Origin of the sequence: Actinoplanes subglobosus (assembly GCF_042650585.1) — a bacterium.
In the GTDB taxonomy this organism is placed as follows: Bacteria; Actinomycetota; Actinomycetes; order Mycobacteriales; family Micromonosporaceae; genus Actinoplanes; species Actinoplanes subglobosus.
Map to the genome: position 1 here is coordinate 336,498 of NZ_JBHSBL010000015.1, position 15,542 is coordinate 352,039.

Annotated in this window: 16 protein-coding genes; 11 read left to right on the forward strand and 5 right to left on the reverse strand. The window is 70.8% G+C overall.

All coding sequences use genetic code 11. From position 1 onward, the window contains the following. Nucleotides 1–47 precede the first annotated feature (47 nt). Together ACFO0C_RS16250 and ACFO0C_RS16255 are read right to left on the reverse strand one after the other, a co-directional pair. The gene (locus tag ACFO0C_RS16250) at nucleotides 48–692 is read right to left on the reverse strand and encodes a hypothetical protein (RefSeq protein WP_378067456.1); all 645 of its coding nucleotides are present in this window, start codon (nucleotides 690–692) and stop codon (nucleotides 48–50) included. Beyond that, nucleotides 692–1,855 (reverse strand): DUF3500 domain-containing protein, encoded by a 1,164-nt coding sequence (locus tag ACFO0C_RS16255; protein ID WP_378067457.1) that lies wholly within the window; start codon nucleotides 1,853–1,855, stop codon nucleotides 692–694. The genes ACFO0C_RS16250 and ACFO0C_RS16255 overlap by 1 nt, the downstream gene beginning before the upstream one ends. Nucleotides 1,856–1,955: 100 nt before the next feature. Here ACFO0C_RS16255 and ACFO0C_RS16260 point away from each other — a divergent pair, with 100 nt between their 5' ends. The 4 genes from ACFO0C_RS16260 to ACFO0C_RS16275 all read left to right on the forward strand — a co-directional run bounded on the left by ACFO0C_RS16260 (nucleotide 1,956) and on the right by ACFO0C_RS16275 (nucleotide 5,474). Beyond that, nucleotides 1,956–2,567, forward strand: a complete 612-nt coding sequence (locus tag ACFO0C_RS16260) for a M23 family metallopeptidase (RefSeq protein WP_378067458.1) — start codon at nucleotides 1,956–1,958, stop codon at nucleotides 2,565–2,567. A gap of 81 nt (nucleotides 2,568–2,648) precedes the next feature. Then, entirely contained in the window at nucleotides 2,649–3,629 is a 981-nt protein-coding gene (locus tag ACFO0C_RS16265) for a hypothetical protein (RefSeq protein WP_378067459.1), read from the forward strand. A 123-nt stretch (nucleotides 3,630–3,752) separates the two neighbouring features. Next, a complete protein-coding gene (locus ACFO0C_RS16270) occupies nucleotides 3,753–5,012 on the forward strand; it encodes an exo-beta-N-acetylmuramidase NamZ family protein (RefSeq protein ID WP_378067460.1) in 1,260 nt (419 codons plus the stop codon). Between the two features lie 150 nt (nucleotides 5,013–5,162). Then, a complete protein-coding gene (locus tag ACFO0C_RS16275) occupies nucleotides 5,163–5,474 on the forward strand; it encodes a hypothetical protein (RefSeq protein WP_378067461.1) in 312 nt (103 codons plus the stop codon). 9 nt (nucleotides 5,475–5,483) lie between these two features. Here the strand turns inward: ACFO0C_RS16275 and ACFO0C_RS16280 are convergent, their stop codons facing one another. Next, nucleotides 5,484–6,089, reverse strand: a complete 606-nt coding sequence (locus tag ACFO0C_RS16280; RefSeq protein ID WP_378067462.1) for a TetR/AcrR family transcriptional regulator C-terminal domain-containing protein — start codon at nucleotides 6,087–6,089, stop codon at nucleotides 5,484–5,486. A gap of 96 nt (nucleotides 6,090–6,185) precedes the next feature. Between ACFO0C_RS16280 and ACFO0C_RS16285 the strand changes: the two genes are divergently transcribed. The 6 genes from ACFO0C_RS16285 (at nucleotide 6,186) to ACFO0C_RS16310 (ending at nucleotide 12,126) form a co-directional block, all read left to right on the forward strand. Beyond that, nucleotides 6,186–7,100, forward strand: coding sequence for a nitrilase-related carbon-nitrogen hydrolase (locus ACFO0C_RS16285; protein ID WP_378067463.1), 915 nt, complete (start codon nucleotides 6,186–6,188; stop codon nucleotides 7,098–7,100). Beyond that, nucleotides 7,097–8,089: an agmatine deiminase family protein gene (locus ACFO0C_RS16290; protein WP_378067464.1), complete on the forward strand. Its 993-nt coding sequence runs from the start codon at nucleotides 7,097–7,099 to the stop codon at nucleotides 8,087–8,089. Before ACFO0C_RS16285 ends, ACFO0C_RS16290 begins: the two co-directional genes overlap by 4 nt. Next, a complete protein-coding gene (locus ACFO0C_RS16295; protein ID WP_378067465.1) occupies nucleotides 8,086–9,438 on the forward strand; it encodes a flavin monoamine oxidase family protein in 1,353 nt (450 codons plus the stop codon). The genes ACFO0C_RS16290 and ACFO0C_RS16295 overlap by 4 nt, the downstream gene beginning before the upstream one ends. A 93-nt stretch (nucleotides 9,439–9,531) precedes the next feature. Then, nucleotides 9,532–10,605: a HEAT repeat domain-containing protein gene (locus tag ACFO0C_RS16300; protein ID WP_378067466.1), complete on the forward strand. Its 1,074-nt coding sequence runs from the start codon at nucleotides 9,532–9,534 to the stop codon at nucleotides 10,603–10,605. Nucleotides 10,606–11,022: 417 nt separating this feature from the next. Beyond that, complete coding sequence (locus ACFO0C_RS16305) at nucleotides 11,023–11,667, forward strand: TetR/AcrR family transcriptional regulator (RefSeq protein WP_378067467.1); 645 nt, start codon at nucleotides 11,023–11,025, stop codon at nucleotides 11,665–11,667. 138 nt (nucleotides 11,668–11,805) lie between these two features. Further along, entirely contained in the window at nucleotides 11,806–12,126 is a 321-nt protein-coding gene (locus tag ACFO0C_RS16310) for a hypothetical protein (protein WP_378067468.1), read from the forward strand. Here ACFO0C_RS16310 and ACFO0C_RS16315 read toward each other — a convergent pair. Together ACFO0C_RS16315 and ACFO0C_RS16320 are read right to left on the reverse strand one after the other, a co-directional pair. After that, on the reverse strand, nucleotides 12,115–13,194 hold the full coding sequence (locus ACFO0C_RS16315; protein WP_378067469.1) for a hemolysin family protein: 1,080 nt from the start codon (nucleotides 13,192–13,194) through the stop codon (nucleotides 12,115–12,117). The genes ACFO0C_RS16310 and ACFO0C_RS16315 overlap by 12 nt on opposite strands. Continuing rightward, entirely contained in the window at nucleotides 13,191–14,531 is a 1,341-nt protein-coding gene (locus tag ACFO0C_RS16320; protein WP_378067470.1) for a hemolysin family protein, read from the reverse strand. The genes ACFO0C_RS16315 and ACFO0C_RS16320 overlap by 4 nt, the downstream gene beginning before the upstream one ends. 158 nt (nucleotides 14,532–14,689) lie before the next feature. On the opposite strand from ACFO0C_RS16320, the gene ACFO0C_RS16325 reads away from it, so the two are divergent. Further along, nucleotides 14,690–15,283 (forward strand): GrpB family protein, encoded by a 594-nt coding sequence (locus ACFO0C_RS16325; RefSeq protein ID WP_378067471.1) that lies wholly within the window; start codon nucleotides 14,690–14,692, stop codon nucleotides 15,281–15,283. Nucleotides 15,284–15,542: the final 259 nt, after the last annotated feature.

Here is a 15,542-nt window from a genome sequence, read left to right on the forward strand (position 1 = left end):
TCGGCGGTACGGTCCACCCGCCCCGATCCCACGCAAGAGGCGTCCACTCAGCCCCCGGTGGCGGCCAGACGGCGGGGCCGGACCCGGCTGTACCTCCCGACCACCCCGAGAGCGACGGCGACCACCATGGCGGCCAGCCACCCGGGCGTACCGAGCAGCGCCCCGCCCTGTGGCGCCGGTCCCGTGGCGGTGACCGGGATCCGGGCCACCGGCCGTTTCCGCGTGATCAGCCCGGTCATCTCGGTGCTCGCGCCGATGTGCCGCCCGATGAACACCCTGTGCGTGTAGACGACGTCCCCGACGACCCGCCACCGCAGGTCGGCAGCCCCGCGCCGGGCGTCCGCCGGGGGAGTGGCGGTCAGCTCCACCCGCGCCGTGTCGAACCCTTCGAGGCGGTCGCTGATGACCGAGTCCACCCGCAGCGGCCACGTCCGGCCGTCCGGCCCGGTCAGCGCGGCCCGGTCCAGCACCAGCGCGCTCAGCCAGTTCTGTGACTCCTCGACCGTGCGCTTCGGGTCCCCGGCCAGCCGGGTGTGATAGGCGAAGTCGATCCGGGACAGTGGGATCTGCGCGGTCAGCCCCACGTCGTCGTAGCCGGGCGTGACCGTGATCAGCGTCGACCCGGCGTCGTGGGCGGCGGCCGGCGCCGGGACGAGGACCAGCAGCAGGCCGGTCAGGACGGCGGCGCGCATCAGCTCACGCCGGTGCCGTAGTCGATGAGCTTGTCCCGGTAGACGGTGTGGTAGTGGAATCCGGCCGCCTCCGTGTTGATCCACTCGATCCACACCCGGGGGCCGTCGATCCGCATGTACGCCCCGGTGGTCTGCTCCTCGATCGTCCCCGAGAAGGCGATCGTGGTCTGGTCGAGCTGCGAGTAGTAGAGATCGAGCAGCGGCTTCGCGAAGGCGTCGGCGGCGTCACCGACCCAGTCCTTGATCGCCGCCTTGACCAGGGCCTGCTGCTTGCTGTCCAGCTTGCTGTAGGACAGGCCCTCCTGGTCGGGGTAGTCGGTGTCGGTGCCCGGCCCCATCACGATGTCGTCGTAGGCGTCGGCCGTCTCCGCCGCCGTCCGCTGCTCGGCGGTCAGTGACGTGAACAGCCCGAACAGGTCCGCGGTCTCCTGCTTCATCCCCTGCACGGTCTTCCCGCCGGACTCGAAACTGATCGGCTGGATGCCACTGAAGTGCGGGGACACGCTCAGCGCCCCGCCACCGACGGAGACGTGATGGGCCAGGTGGTGCCCGCCGAACTGCAGCGTCCACGGCGTGTCCGCGGACGGCTCCCCGAAGAACACGATGTGGTAGTAGTCCTCGCCCATGTTGCCGGGCGCCCCGCCCTGGTTCGCGAGCTGCTCGTCACCGGCGATCTCGTTCTGCACCTGGGTGAACCCGTCGGCGGACAGCACGCTCTGCACGGCGGCGTACGCGGCCTTCTTCTGCGCGTCGTCCAGGTCGCCGAGCTTGAGCCCGATCCGGCCGTTGAACAGGCCGTCCGGGAAGTTCGACCAGGTGCACTGCTTGGTGCCGAGCGCGTTGTACCGCTGCGTCACCGTCGTCCTCTGCTCGGCCGAGAGGGTGGCGAGGAACGCCTCCGCCTTGGCCACGGCGGCGGCCACCGCCGTCGTCGTCCCTGAGGCCGGCACCGCTCCGGTCGCGGCCGTCGCCGGGGTGGCGGTGGAGCCGGTGCAGCTCTGGCCCATGCCGCCGCCGGGACCGCCGGCCCCCGGACCGCCAGTCGGTGCCATGGAGGCCGCGGTCGTCGCCGTGCCCGTCGTCCCGGACTCGTCGGAGCCCCCACATCCGGCGCTGAGCATCAACAGTGCGACCGACACAACGGCCCGGCGAGATCTCGACATGGTTCGCACCGTATGGCGCATTAGAAGCTACTTACTACTTTTCACCCCGAAGATCATGCCCCGGCGGTACGGGTTGACGCGCTCTGCCAGGATCAGCCGGGTGACAGCCCGTACCCGTACCGGAATCCTCGTGGCCGTCGCCCTCCTCGCCGTCGCCGCGCTGATCGCCGTGATCGTGCCGAGGTTGCGCACCCCCGGCCCGCGCCCCGACTTCCAGTTGCCGGTCGCGTGCGGGGAGACCTGGATCCTCGGCACCTACCCCGGCCACGACGACTACGACATCGACTTCTTCCCGTCCTCGGGTTCCGCGTGGGGCCGCCCGATCCACGCCTCCTACGCCGGCACCGTCGTGGAGGCCGGCGTCAACGGCACGCTGGGCTCCCGCACCCCCGACAACCCGAAGGGTCCCCACGGCACCGGCGCCGGCTACTGGGTGAAGATCGACCACGGCGGCCTGTGGGAGACCCAGTACCTGCACATGCTCGAACCCCCGCTGGTGTCCGAGGGTGATCAGGTGACACAGGGCCAGCAGCTGGGCCGGATCGGCAGCACCGGCAAGTCCGGGGCACCGCACCTGCATTACGAGCAGCGGGCGGCCGGCCGCAAGATGGAGGCCCACTTCGCGGGTCAGCCCGCGGGCATCACCACCGACGACCGCGAGTACTCGGTGGAGGCCAAGAGCCAGAACTGCCCACCCGGTCCGGCCTCCTGACGACGGGGTGGGGCGGGCAACCCGGGGGAGGGTGGGTGCGTCTCAGCGTGGAGTCCTGCCCGCTACATGGAGGAGCACACCATGCGCACACGCGCGACCGCGACGACCGTCGCCCTGTTGGCCGTACTCGCCGGTGGTTGTGCCCGGGACGAGGGCGGGAGTGTTCCCGGGCCGAGTCGCAGCGGGCCGGCGGCGCCCGTCGTCCAGGACCGGTGGGAGTCCTGCGAGGTGGCCTCGCCCGTGGCCGACGACAACTGGCACAAGGCGTCGCAGGAGGGGCTCACCCTGCCGCTGCTCGGTGACGAGTTCCAGCCCGTGTCCGCGGTCGTCTGCCGGACCGGTGTCCACAAGCGGTCCGCCGGCGGCACCGAGATGATCGCCGAGGAGGTGCGCGCCGACGATCTGACCGCGCTGCTGGCGGCGCTGCGCCTGCCCGATGAGGCGGCCATCACCGACCAGGTCTGCACCGCGGATCTTCCAGGGGTTCCGTGGGTCGCGCTGCTCGACCGGGAGGGCCGCTGGGTCCGGCCGGGAATCCCGGTCGACTCCTGCATGAAGCCACGGGCCGAGTTCCGCCGGGCCTACGACGCTCTCGTGACCGTTCCGGTGAAGAGCCGGGTGATCAGGCAGCTGGAGTCGGACGAGGCCGGCAGCGCGGGCTGTTCGCAGACCTACGGGGACATGACGTGGGCCGGCGGTGGCGTCGAGAACGTGCGGGAGGCCGACCTGCCGCCGGTGCCGGCGAGCACCTCGGTGAAGCGTTGCGTCTACGACGTGCCGGTGGAGGAGCGGGGTGGCGGCAAGCCGGCCGGTGGCTTCCGCGACGGTGGCCCGGTCACCGCGGCGGACTGGACCGCGATGCGTGCCGAGATCGAGTCGTCGGCCGCCGGTTCCGCCGCGTGTGACACTCCGGCCAGCCGGTTCGCGGTCCTGTTCCTGGAGCCCGGCGGCACGGTCAACGTCGAGGCCGACGGCTGCCGGCGTGTCCTGCTCGAGGTCGGGGACGGCCCCGGCGTCTACCGGCAGAGCACCGAGCGCCTGACCACCTTGATCTTCGGCTGAAACGCGCCGGCGCGCACGTTGCCGGACCGGCCGGTGGGTGTCCGGCGGAACGGGTGGTGGCGCGCCGACGCGCGGGCGGCTTGACCGGCCCATCGCGTCCGACTAAATACGATTTGTCGCGTGATGAGGAGAAACCTTCTGGCCGTGACCGGCGGCGTCCTGACCGGCATGGCGACCGCACCGTCAGCGGTCACCGCCGCCCCCGTGGCGAAACCGATCAGGAAGCACGTGCGGACCGGCATGGATCGCCTGGCCGCGTCGAAGTGGGACGCCCTCGACGGCGAACGGGTCGCCGTGGTCTCCAACCTGACGGCCGTGGACCGCGAGTACCGCCACCTCGTCGACCGGATGCACGCCGACAAGGTCCGGATCGCGGGCATCATCGGCCCCGAGCACGGTTTCCGCGGCTCGGCACCGGTCGGCGGCAACGAGGGCATGGGTACGGATCCCCGCACCGGCCTGCGCGTCTACGACGGATACCTGGCGACTCTGGACCGCTGGAAGTCGATGTTCACCGAGTCGGGCGCGACCACCGTGGTGTTCGACATCCAGGACGTGGGCGCGCGCTTCTACACGTACATCTGGACGCTCTACGACTCGATGGCCGCGGCCGCCGAACTGAACCTGCGGTACCTGGTGCTGGACCGCCCGAACCCGATCGGCGGCTCCGCGTCGGGCCCCATGCTGACCCCGGCGTGGGCGTCGGGCGTGGGCAAGAAGGAGATCGTCCAGCGGCACGGCATGACCGTCGGCGAACTGGCCCGCTTCTATCAGGGCGAATGGCTCCCGAAGGTACGGCTGGAGGTGATCGCCTGCGAGGGCTGGAACGGCGGCCTGTTCGCCGCCGACACCGACGTCCCGTGGGTGATGCCGAGCCCGAACATGCCGACCCCGGACACCGCACTGGTCTACCCCGGGACGTGCCTGTTCGAGGGCGTGGCGTCGCTGTCGGAGGGCCGCGGGACGACCCGCCCGTTCGAGCTGTCCGGTGCCCCGGATCTGGACTTCCACTGGCAGGAGCGGCTGGCCGCACTCGACCTTCCGGGCGCTGAGTTCCGGGAGGCCTACTTCCTGCCCCGGGTCGGCAAGTTCGTCGACCAGCTCTGCGTGGGTGTCGAGCTCCGGGTCAGCGATCCCGGCGTCTTCGACCCGATCGCCGCGGCCACCGCCATGCTGATCGAGGCGAAGCGTTACCCCGGTTTCGCCTGGCGCAAGGACCCCGACACCCGCCCGTTCTTCGTCGACAAACTGGCCGGCACCGACCGTTTCCGCACCATGATCGACGCCGGCGCCTCGGTGGCCGACGTGACCGGCTCCTGGCAGGACGACCTGGCCGCTTTCCTTCGCAAGCGCCGCCCCTACCTGTTGTACTCCCGCCCATGATCGGAGCCGTTACCGTGAGGATGTGCGAACGGCGGCGTTGCGGTACGCGGGCGGCACGGTGTCGTGCCTCCTGCTGTCCGCCGCCGCCGGATGCGTCGTGGGCGGGGTTCAGCAGGTGCGGTCGGTACGCACTGGTTCGACCCGCCGGGGGTGACCGACACCGATGTCCTGCGCCAGCTTCCGGCCGGGACCAGGAAATCGTTGCCCACCGGCCTCAGCCCCGGCCTCGAAGAGCTGACCGTCTTCATGTCCGGGCAGCCTCTGAGGGACGGGACCTTCGTCGGCTACGCGATTGTCACGCCGGTCAGCATCCCCATCTCGCTGACCTGTCCCGACGACGGCCTGCTGGACGGCGCTCTGAACTACTGGGCCGAGCCGAGGTTCGGTGTCGTGGAATGCGGCCGGCCGCTGGGCGACGGCGCGCCGGCGGGAAGCGGCTACGCCCTGGCGAAATGGTGCTGAGCGAAAGGGTCAGCGGGCCGTCAGGGCGGGCAGGGCGCCGAGGATGAGGGTGAGGCCCAGCTCGAAGGCGCGGTCGGCTCGTTCGCGGCCGTGGCCGGCGGCGTTGATGGCGGCCACCAGGATCGGCGTGCGGGCCTGTGTGGGGTCCCAGACCTGGTCGGGGGCGGCGATGTCGAGTGCCGAGCCGATGACGAAGCTGTCCAGGACGGTGATCACGTCGAGGAGCTGTCCGGTCGGGATGCCGGCGGAGTGCAGGACCGTGGCGATGTCGTCGTACATGTGCACGACGTCGGGGGAGGAGACGGTGTGTGCGGTCAGCATCGGGATCAGGCGCGGGTGGCGGGCGAACGCGTCCCGGTAGCGGAGCAGCAGCGAACGTAGTGCGAGGCGCCAGTCGCCGGAGATGTCGGCCGGTGGGTCCTCGCTGAAGATCAGCGCACGCATCGCCTCGATGATCTCGGTCTTGCCGCTGAGGTGGTTGTAGATCGACGACGGGCGGACCGAGAGTGCCGCCGCGACCTCGCCCAGCGTGAACTCGCCCTTGGCGTCGACCAGGGCCAGCGCGGCCGCGGCGATCTTCTCGACCGACAGCTTCGGTGTGGCGGGACGGGCCACCGGCGAACCCCCTTGCGTTCTGGTGAGGTGGACCACCATAGTAAAACGAATGCCGTTCGTTAAAGTGCGGTGCAATGCTGAAAGTCGAGGATGGTCATGGAACTGATCCGGTCCGCGGTGTATGACTCACCCGCTCGCGTCGACGAGCCGACCCGGCCGCCGTTGCGGGTGGGCCTGGTCCAGCACTACTGGCGGCCGGACGCGGGCGAGCTGCGGGCGGCGCTGCTCGGCGGGATCGCGCAGGCCGCTGACGCCGGGGCCGAGGTGGTGTTCCTGCCGGAGCTGACCCTGTCGAAGTATCCGGCGTTCGAGGAGCCGTCCGGTAAGCCGGTCGACCTCGCCGAGGATCTGCTCGACGGGCCCACGGTGACTCTCGCGGCCGAGGCGGCCCGGCGGCACGGGATCATGGTGCACGCTTCGCTCTACGAGAACGTCGATCTGGGGGACGGGCTGGGCTTCAACACCGCGGTCCTGGTCGACAAGAGCGGAAATGTCGTAGCCAAGACCCGCAAAACGCACATCCCTGTCACGGAGGGGTATGTCGAGGACAAGTACTTCCGGCCGGGCCCAGCGGACGAAGCCTACCCGATCCACCAAGTCGGAGATGTCCGATACGGTCTGCCGACCTGCTGGGATGAATGGTTCCCCGAGGTCGCCCGCTCCTACGCGCTCCAGGAAGCCGACATCCTCGCCTACCCCACGGCGATCGGCTCCGAGCCCGACCACCCCGACTTCGACACCCAGCCTCTCTGGCAGCAGGTCATCGTCGGTCACGCGATCGCCAACGGCCTGTTCATGGTCGTCCCCAACCGCACCGGCGACGAGGGGCGGATCAGCTTCTACGGCTCGTCGTTCATCGCCGACCCGTACGGCCGGATCCTCGCCCAGGCGCCCCGCGACCGGGAGGCCGTGCTCGTCGCCGACCTGGACCTGAACCAGCGCAAGGACTGGCTGACCCTGTTCCCGTTCCTGCGGACCCGGCGCCCGGACACCTACGGTGGTCTGTCATGACCTGGCGCATGCCGGCCGAGACCGAGCCGCACACCTGCACCTGGATGGCCTGGCCGTCCTCGGGTTACACCGACGGTGACGACGCCCGTCAGGCCTGGGCCTCGGTGGCCCTGGCCGTCGCCGAGTTCGAGCCGGTCCGCCTGGTCGTCGACGCGTCGGCGATCCGCGACGCCAGGAACTGGCTGGGCGACGCCGTCGAGTACTTCCAGGCGCCGCTCGACGACGCCTGGATGCGCGACATCGGTCCCACGTTCGTCGTCGGCCCGGACGGTCTCGGCGCCGTCGACTGGGTGTTCAACGGCTGGGGCGGCCAGAGCTGGGCGCAGTGGGAGAAGGACGCCGCGATCGCCCGGCGGGTCGCCGAGTGGGCCGGTGCCACGATCATCGGCTCGGAGATGGTGAACGAGGGCGGCGGCATCCACGTCGACGGGCACGGGACGGTGCTGGTCACCGAGACGGTGCAGCTCGACCCGGGCCGTAACCCCGGGTGGACCCGGGAGCGGGTCGAGGGTGAGCTGCGACGCACCCTCGGGGTCCGTGAGGTGGTGTGGCTGCCGCGCGGCCTGACCCGTGACTACGAGGAGTTCGGCACCCGTGGGCACGTCGACATCGTGGCGACACCGGTGCGGGAGAAAACCGTGTTGCTGCACGTCCAGCCGTCGCCGGAGCATCCGGATCACGCGCTGGAAGGGCTGCTCAAGAACGCCTTCCCCCGCGACTGGACGATCATCGATCTACCGGCTCCGGAGGGGATCCGGGACGAGCACGGTCCAGTTGATCACTCGTACGTCAATCACCTAGTGTGCAACGCCGGTGTGGTCGCCTGCACGTTCGACGATCCCCGGGACGCCGAGGCGCTCGACATCCTGGCCGCCGCCTACCCCGGCCGGCGGGTCGTCGGCGTCGACGCCCGGGCGATCTTCGCCCGTGGTGGTGGCATCCACTGCATCACCCAGCAGGAACCCGCTATACCTGGAGGAGAGTCGTGACCGACTTCGACGTCGTGGTGGTCGGGGCCGGTGTCACCGGGCTGACCGTCGCGAACCGCCTGCACGCGGCCGGCCGCAGCGTGCTCGTCCTGGAGGCCCGTGACCGCGTCGGCGGCCGGCTGCTGACCGAGGACGTCGAGGGCGTCCGTCTCGAGGTCGGCGGCCAGTGGGTCTCCCCGGACCAGACCGCCCTGCTCGCGCTGATCGACGAACTGCAGCTGGAGATGTACTCGCGCTACCGGGCCGGCGACTCGGTCTACATCGGGCGGGACGGGGTGCGCCGTACCTTCGAGGGTGAGAAGTTCCCGGTCTCCGAGAGCACCGCCGCCGAGGTGGAACGCCTGGTCAAGGAACTGGACCGGCTCGCCGCACTGATGGACCCGCTCTCGCCGTGGGAGCACCCGGACGCCGAGGAACTCGACCGGATCTCGTTCGCCGCCTGGCTGGCCGAGCAGACCGACGACCCGGAGGCCCGCGACAACGTCGGCCTCTACGTCGGCCCGGCGATGCTGACCAAGCCGGCGCACTCGTTCTCGGCCCTGTCGGCGGTGCTGATGGCGGCCAGTGCCGGCGGCTTCAGTCACCTGGTCGACGCCGACTTCATCCTGGACCGGCGGGTCGTCGGCGGCCTCCAGCGGGTGCCGCTGGCGCTCGCGTCCCGGCTGCCGGAGGGCACGGTCCGGCTCGACGAGGCGGTCACCAAGATCGAGTGGACCGACGGCGGGGCGACCGTCTTCACCGGTCAGGGCAGCTACCACGGCCGCAACGTGGTCCTCGCGGTCCCGCCGACCCTGGTCAGCCGCGTGCAGTACATCCCGGCCCTGCCGCCGGTGCAGGCCCAGATGCGTCAGCACATCTCGTTCGGCCTGGTGATCAAGCTGCACATCACCTACGAGACCCCGTTCTGGCGCGAACTCGGGCTCTCCGGGACGGCGTTCAGTCCGTACTCGCTGGTCCACGAGGCGTACGACAACACCAACGAGGACGTCGAGGGCGAGACCCGCGGCACGCTCGTCGGGTTCGTCTCCGACGTGAAGGCCGACGGGCTGCTGTCGCTCACGCCCGAGGAGCGCCGGGCGAAGGTCCTGGAGTCACTCGCCGCCTACTACGGCGAGCAGGCGCTCACACCGGTCCACTACTACGAGAGCCCGTGGATGGCCGACGAGTGGACGGTCGGCGCCTTCGGCACCTCCTTCGACATCGGTTCGCTCACCCGGTACGGCCGGCACCTCCGGTCCGACGTCGGCCCGCTGGCCTTCGCCAGCAGCGACATCGCCGGCCTCGGCTTCCAGCACGTCGACGGTGCGATCCGGATGGGCGAGGCGGTCGCCGCCCGCATTCTCATTTAAAACCCTATTTGGTACGGCTATCCGCCCCCGATCGGCCATGAGGCTGCCGGGGGCGGGCAATGCTTGGGAAGATGATCGTCTAGATTCCGGAGTATGCCCGAGCGCACGCACATGGTGGATGCCGTCAACTGGGCATCCCTGACGCGCGATCCCCGCGCCTCCACGGGGGTGCCCGCCGCCCTGCACGCGCTCTGGTCCGGTGACGAGTTTCTCCGGCGCAGCGCCTACAACTATCTGGCCGGGACCCTCGTCCAGCAGGGCAGCCGGTTCCCGACCAGCATCGCGGCGATCCCGTTCCTGCTCGACGTGATCGCCGACCCGTCGGCCGGCGACCGTTTCGGCGCCTGCCAGCTGTTGCGGCGGATCGCGATCGGCGACGAGACGTACTGGCTGATCGAGCGTCCCGAACCAGCCGTGCTCCGCGCCGCCGTCGCGCCCGAACAGTGGGACATGGCGGCCTATGATGCGGTTCGCGCGCGCATTCCGGCATTCCTGGCGGCGCTGAACGACCACGACCCCGCCGTCCGGATGCACACCGCGCACCTGCTCGCCTGGTTCCCGGAGGAGCGCCACGTGGTGGTGCCGGCCCTCACCCGGGTCGTCGCCTCGGAGCCCCCCGAGCACGTGGCCGTGGCCGCCGTCGCCTCGGTGGCCGCGGCCCTGGGCGGCGGGGTGGCCGCCGACCGGGCACTGACCGGCGCGCTGGCCATGCGCCTGTCCGGCCCGGTGCCGACCGAGCGCTGGGCGGCCGCGATCGCCGTCGCCACCCTCTACAGCCGGCCGCCCCACGAGGTGATCGAGCAGGTCTACGACTGTCTGCTCGACGCCGACGATCCGGTGCCGGACTGGCCGTTCCTCGAGGGCGACATGCGGACGATGGCGGCCCTGACCCTGTCCCGCCTCGACCCGTCGACCGCCGCCGACCGGGTCGAGCTGCTGATCGGCCGGCTCCGCCGGACCCGTCCCGGCCAGGAGCGGACCACCCTGATCGGCGCCCTGCTCGACTCGGTGTTCCCGCGGACCAGCACCCTGATCAGCCGGTTCACCGACCTGCAGCTCGCGGTGGTGCGTGCCCTCATCGAGGCCGACGCCTGGGGCGACGGACCGTACGTGGTGTCGCTGATGGCCGCCGCGGGGCTGCCCCGGGACGGCGATTTCCAGTCGTGACCGTGGTGGGCCGGGAGAGCCGCAACCGATCCCCGGTGACCCGGCGCGACGCCGCACCCGGACGGGAGCCCTCAGCGCCCCGGACGGGACGCCGCACCCGGGCGGGAGCCCTCAGCGCCCCGGACGGGACGCCGCACCCGGGCGGGAGCCCTCAGCGCCTCGACGAGTGCCGGCCACCCTGAGGTGTGAACGGCGCCCGAGTGCTTGAGCGTCCGCTCAAACGGCGCTAGATTATCGCTTGAGCGTTCGCTCAAACGGGGGGAGATCGGTGATGGCGAGTACTCCGGGCGCGTCAGGTCACGGCCGGACCGCCTTCATCGATCTGTCAGCGCCGCTCCGGCCGTACCGCCGAGGGGTTGTGGGTCTGCCCGACCTGGACCACCGGCTCGCCGGAGCCCTGCGGCAGAATGTCGCGTCATGAGCGACACCAAGCAGCGACTCCTCGACGGCGCCCTGGCCGCGCTGCGCGAACACGGTGTCACCGGCGTCTCGGCCCGGACCATCGCGGCGGCCGCCGGCGTCAACCAGGCGCTCGTCTTCTATCACTACGGTTCGGTCGACGAGCTGCTCGGCACCGCCTGTGAGCAGGCGACCCGCCAGCGGGTGGCGGCCTATGCGGACCGTTTCGGCGCCGTGACGTCGTTGCGCGAGCTGCTGGCGGTGGGCCGTGAGCTGCACGAGTCCGAGCTGGAGGCGGGCAACGTCTCGGTGCTGGCGCAGATGCTCGCCGCGGCGCAGGCGGGGGAGAGGCTGGCCGCTCCGACGGCGGCGGCGCTGCGGATGTGGTCCGACGAGATCGAGTCGGTGCTGCGGCGGCTGCTGGCGGGTTCGCCGGTGGCCGAGGTCGCCGACCTGCCGGGCCTGGCCAAGGCGGTGGCGGCGGCGTTCGTCGGGCTGGAGCTCTACGAGGGCGTCGACAAGCAGGGCGGTCATCAGGCGATGGCGGCCCTCGACCAGCTCGCCGTGCTGGTCGAGGTGGTGGACGAGCTGGGGCCGCTGGCCCGCCGGGCGCTGCGGTCGCGGATCCGGAGTCACCTGAAAGACGGATCCGCAGCGATCTGAAGACGGACACGCAGCACTCTGCAAGGCGGATCCGCAGCACTCTTCAAGACGGATCCGCAGTCACTGGAAAGGCGGATCCGGAGTCACTTGAAAGACGGATCTCGGGAACCGCTCGCCCAGTCGCGACGACTACCCGGTGTGCCTATTCCCGATTTGACCACCTATGCCCCACACCGCTCGACGGCGGACGCCGAGTTCGAGGGCACGATCGTTCCCGGCCTGCGGGCCGACTTCTACCGCCGGCCCGACGGCGACCGCATCGCCTCGGTGGGCCGATACTCCTACCGCGGCCGGGACGTGCTGATGGCCTGGGGCTACGTCGACGAGAAACATTGCCGCCAGCACGCCGTCCACACCGCCGACGACGGCTGGAGCACGGTCACCGACGGCTGCCCCGACGTGCGGTTCGACGACGGATTCGAGGTACGGACCCCGGACGGGCAGTGGCTACGAGCCTGACCGGGACGTGCGGCCGGCCCGGCGCGCGGCGTCGATCACCGGGTCGGTCTCATCGTCGAACTGCCCGATCACCTGCTCCAGCAGATCCTCCAGCGCGACCAGCCCGATCAGCTCGTCGGCCTCGGTGACCAGCGCGACCTGGTTGCGCTCCTGACGCATCGTCGCGATCGCGTCCAGCCCGCTCGTACCGGCCGCCAGCCGCAACGGCGACGTCATCAGTTCAGCCGCCGAGGCGCCACTGCCGGTGCCGACCGCCTTCGCCGCCTCGCGCACGTGCACGATCCCGGCGATCACCCCGTCCTCCGACATGACCGCCAGCCGGGACCGCCCCGACTCGATGCTGCGCAGCTCCACGTCACGGGCACCGGCCACGGTCGGCACCGACACGATCCGTGCCGTCGGCGTCATCACGTCGCGGACCGTCGTCGACTCCACCGCCAGCATCGCCGTCAGCAACTCGTGCTCGGCGTCCGGGATCGTGCCGTGCTCCTTCGACGTCTCGATCAGCATCCGCAGCTGCTCGGCGCTGTGCACCTGCGCCAGCTCGTCCTGCGGTGTCACCTTGACCAGTCTCAGACAGGCGTTGGCCAGCCCGTTCAGTGCCGCCAGCACCGGCCGCAGCATCGTGGTGAACCCCACGAACGGGATCGCCAGCAGCTGCGCCGACGACTCCGGGTGACTGATCGCCCACGACTTCGGGGCCATCTCACCGACCACCACGTGCAGGAAGCCGACCAGCGCCACCGCCAGCACGAACGCCACCGCGTAGGCGGCGTCCTCCGGCAGCCCCGTCGCGGTGAACACCGGCTCCAGCAGGTGCGCCACCGTCGGCTTGGCCAGCGCACCCAGTCCCAGCGTGCACAGGGTGATGCCGAGCTGCGCGCCGGCCAGCATCATCGACAGGCGCCGGGTGCCGGCCAGAGCCGCCCGGGCGCCGCGCGAGCCCTCGGCCGCGGCCGTCTCCAGCCGGTGCCGTTTCGCCGCGACCAGCGCGAACTCGGCCGCCACGAAGAACCCGTTGAACACCAGCAGCGCCAGCGAGATCAGCAGGGCCGGGGTGGTGCTCATGCGTCGTCCTTCACGGTCAGGGCGATCCGGTCCGGTACGCGCCTGCGCACCGACAGCACGGTCAGCGTCGCCACACCCTGGGGCAGCGGCTCGCCGTCGTCATCGATCAGCGGCGCCAGCTCCAGGTCGATGCTCTCCTGCACCGCGGGCAGCCGGCCGAGTCGCGCCATCAGCAGGCCGGACACCGTGTCGTACAGGTCGTCCTCCGGCAGCCGGACCCCGGTGGCCTCGGCGACCTCGTCGATCCGCGCCCGGCCCGGCACGAACCAGCCGTCACCGTCACGCTCGATCACCGGCTCCGGCAGGTCGTCCTCGTCGCGGATCTCACCGACCAGCTCCTCGGCCACGTCCTCCAGCGTGATGATCCCGGCGAACCCGCCGAACTCGTCGACCACCACCGCCATCTGCCGGTGCGCCGCCTTCAGCCGGTCCAGCACCACCGGCAGCGTGCACGACTCGGGCAGCGCCACCGGATCGGTCGCCAGCTGCCGCACCGGCGTCGTCGACCGGACCGCCGGGTCCAGCGTGACCACGTCGTTGATCGACACGACACCGATCACGTCGTCCAGGCCGTCACCGATCACCGGGAACCGGGAATGCCCCGTGTCCAGCAGATCCACCACCCGGGAGGCCGGCTCACCCGCGCCGATCGACGTCACGTCCACCCGCGGCCGCATCACCTCGGCCGCCGTCCGGCTCCGGAAGTCCAGCCCGTGATCCAGCAGCCGGGCCGCCTGCGCGTCCAGCGCGCCGTGCGTCCGGGACGTCTCGATGATCCGGTCCAGATCCTCGGAGGTCGCACCCTGCGGCAGCTCCTCGACCGGCTCGATGCCGATCGCCCGCAGCAGCCGCGTCGCCGTCGCGTCGAACACCCGGATCAGCGGCCCCACCACGGTCAGGTAGATCACGGTCGACCGGGACAGCGCCCGCGCCACCGCCTCCGGCTTCGCGATCGCCAGGTTCTTCGGCGCCAGCTCACCCAGCACCATCTGCACGACGGTCGCGAACAGCAGCGCGAACACCATGGAGATCGAGGTCGTCACCGACTCCGGCAGACCGGTCGCGCCGAGCAGCTCGGCGGTGCCCTCACCCAGGTAGGGCTCGGCGACGTAGCCGGCGAGCAGCGCGGTCACCGTGATCCCGACCTGCGAGCCGGACAGCACGAATGAGAGCCGCTGCGTCACCCCGAGCGCCCGCTCGGCGGCCGCGTCACCCTCGTCGGCGAGGGCCCGCAGGCGCTCCCGGTCGACGGCGACGTAGGCGAACTCCTGGGCCACGAAATAGCCCGTAGCCGCAGTCAACAGGACAATAGCTACAATGCCGATCGTGATCAGCACGAACAGTCACCGCTCCAACGATCAAACACGTTCCGTAACCTAGCAGGTCCGCCGACGACCCATGCAGCGCCGGGCGGTCCGGTTCCGCTCACCACCCTTCCTCCGGTACGGCCGCGGGGCGAACGGGACAGCCGGCGTGCGGCGGGTACCGTCCCGGCATGCGTCTGCCCCCGTTGCCGCCGCCGTCCGTCTTCGCGACTCCGGAACAGATGGCGCAACGTGCCGTCGGCGACCGGTCACCGGATACGCCGAAGGAGCCGATCAGCATCAGTCCGTACGATCCGGCGTGGCCGGCGCGCTACCGGAGGGAGGAGACCCGCATCCGGGCAGCACTCCCCGGACGGGTCCTCGGGCTGGAACATGTCGGCTCCACCGCCGTTCCGGGGCTTCCCGCGAAAGACCGCATCGACATCGATCTGATCGTGGCCGACCCGGCCGACGAGAGCGTCTACGTGCCGGCGCTGACCGCTGCCGGCTATCGGCTGCGCGCCCGGGATCCCCACTGGTACGAGCATCGCTGCCTGTGGACCGACAATCACGACGTCAACCTGCATGTCTTCGGCCCCGACTGCGACGAGCACCTGCGCCACATCATCTTCCGGGACTGGCTCCGTACCCACCCGGAGGACCGGGATCGCTACGCCGCCCAGAAGAGTGTCGCGGCCGCGCGGAATCCGCTCTCGGTGTCGGGCTACGTCCAGGGCAAGGCCGCCGTCATCGTGGAGATCCTCCAGCGAGCGGGATTGCGCTGACACCCGAACCTGCCGTGCCATCGCGCTCCGCCGCCGCCGGTCGGTCAGCAGCCAGCCAGCCGTCAGCCGTCACCAGCCAGCCGTCACCAGCCAGCCGTCACCAGCCAGCCGTCAGCCGTCAGGTGTCAGCCGTCACCAGCAAGCCGTCACCAGCCAGCCGTCAGGCGTCACTAGCAGCCGTTAGCCCTCAGCTGTCACCAGCAGCCGTCAGCCCTCAGCTGTCACCAGCAGCCGTCAGCTGCCAGCCGACCGTCGGGGG

Bases quoted from the DNA above. Each gene is read 5' to 3' on its own strand.
- ACFO0C_RS16290 (WP_378067464.1), top strand. From the start codon at position 7,097: ATGACCTGGCGCATGCCGGCCGAGACCGAGCCGCACACCTGCACCTGG.
- ACFO0C_RS16305 (WP_378067467.1), top strand. From the start codon at position 11,023: ATGAGCGACACCAAGCAGCGACTCCTCGACGGCGCCCTGGCCGCGCTG.
- ACFO0C_RS16285 (WP_378067463.1), top strand. From the start codon at position 6,186: ATGGAACTGATCCGGTCCGCGGTGTATGACTCACCCGCTCGCGTCGAC.
- ACFO0C_RS16265 (WP_378067459.1), top strand. From the start codon at position 2,649: ATGCGCACACGCGCGACCGCGACGACCGTCGCCCTGTTGGCCGTACTC.
- ACFO0C_RS16300 (WP_378067466.1), top strand. From the start codon at position 9,532: ATGCCCGAGCGCACGCACATGGTGGATGCCGTCAACTGGGCATCCCTG.
- ACFO0C_RS16250 (WP_378067456.1), bottom strand. From the start codon at position 692: ATGCGCGCCGCCGTCCTGACCGGCCTGCTGCTGGTCCTCGTCCCGGCG.
- ACFO0C_RS16270 (WP_378067460.1), top strand. From the start codon at position 3,753: ATGAGGAGAAACCTTCTGGCCGTGACCGGCGGCGTCCTGACCGGCATG.
- ACFO0C_RS16255 (WP_378067457.1), bottom strand. From the start codon at position 1,855: ATGTCGAGATCTCGCCGGGCCGTTGTGTCGGTCGCACTGTTGATGCTC.
- ACFO0C_RS16315 (WP_378067469.1), bottom strand. From the start codon at position 13,194: ATGAGCACCACCCCGGCCCTGCTGATCTCGCTGGCGCTGCTGGTGTTC.
- ACFO0C_RS16325 (WP_378067471.1), top strand. From the start codon at position 14,690: ATGCGTCTGCCCCCGTTGCCGCCGCCGTCCGTCTTCGCGACTCCGGAA.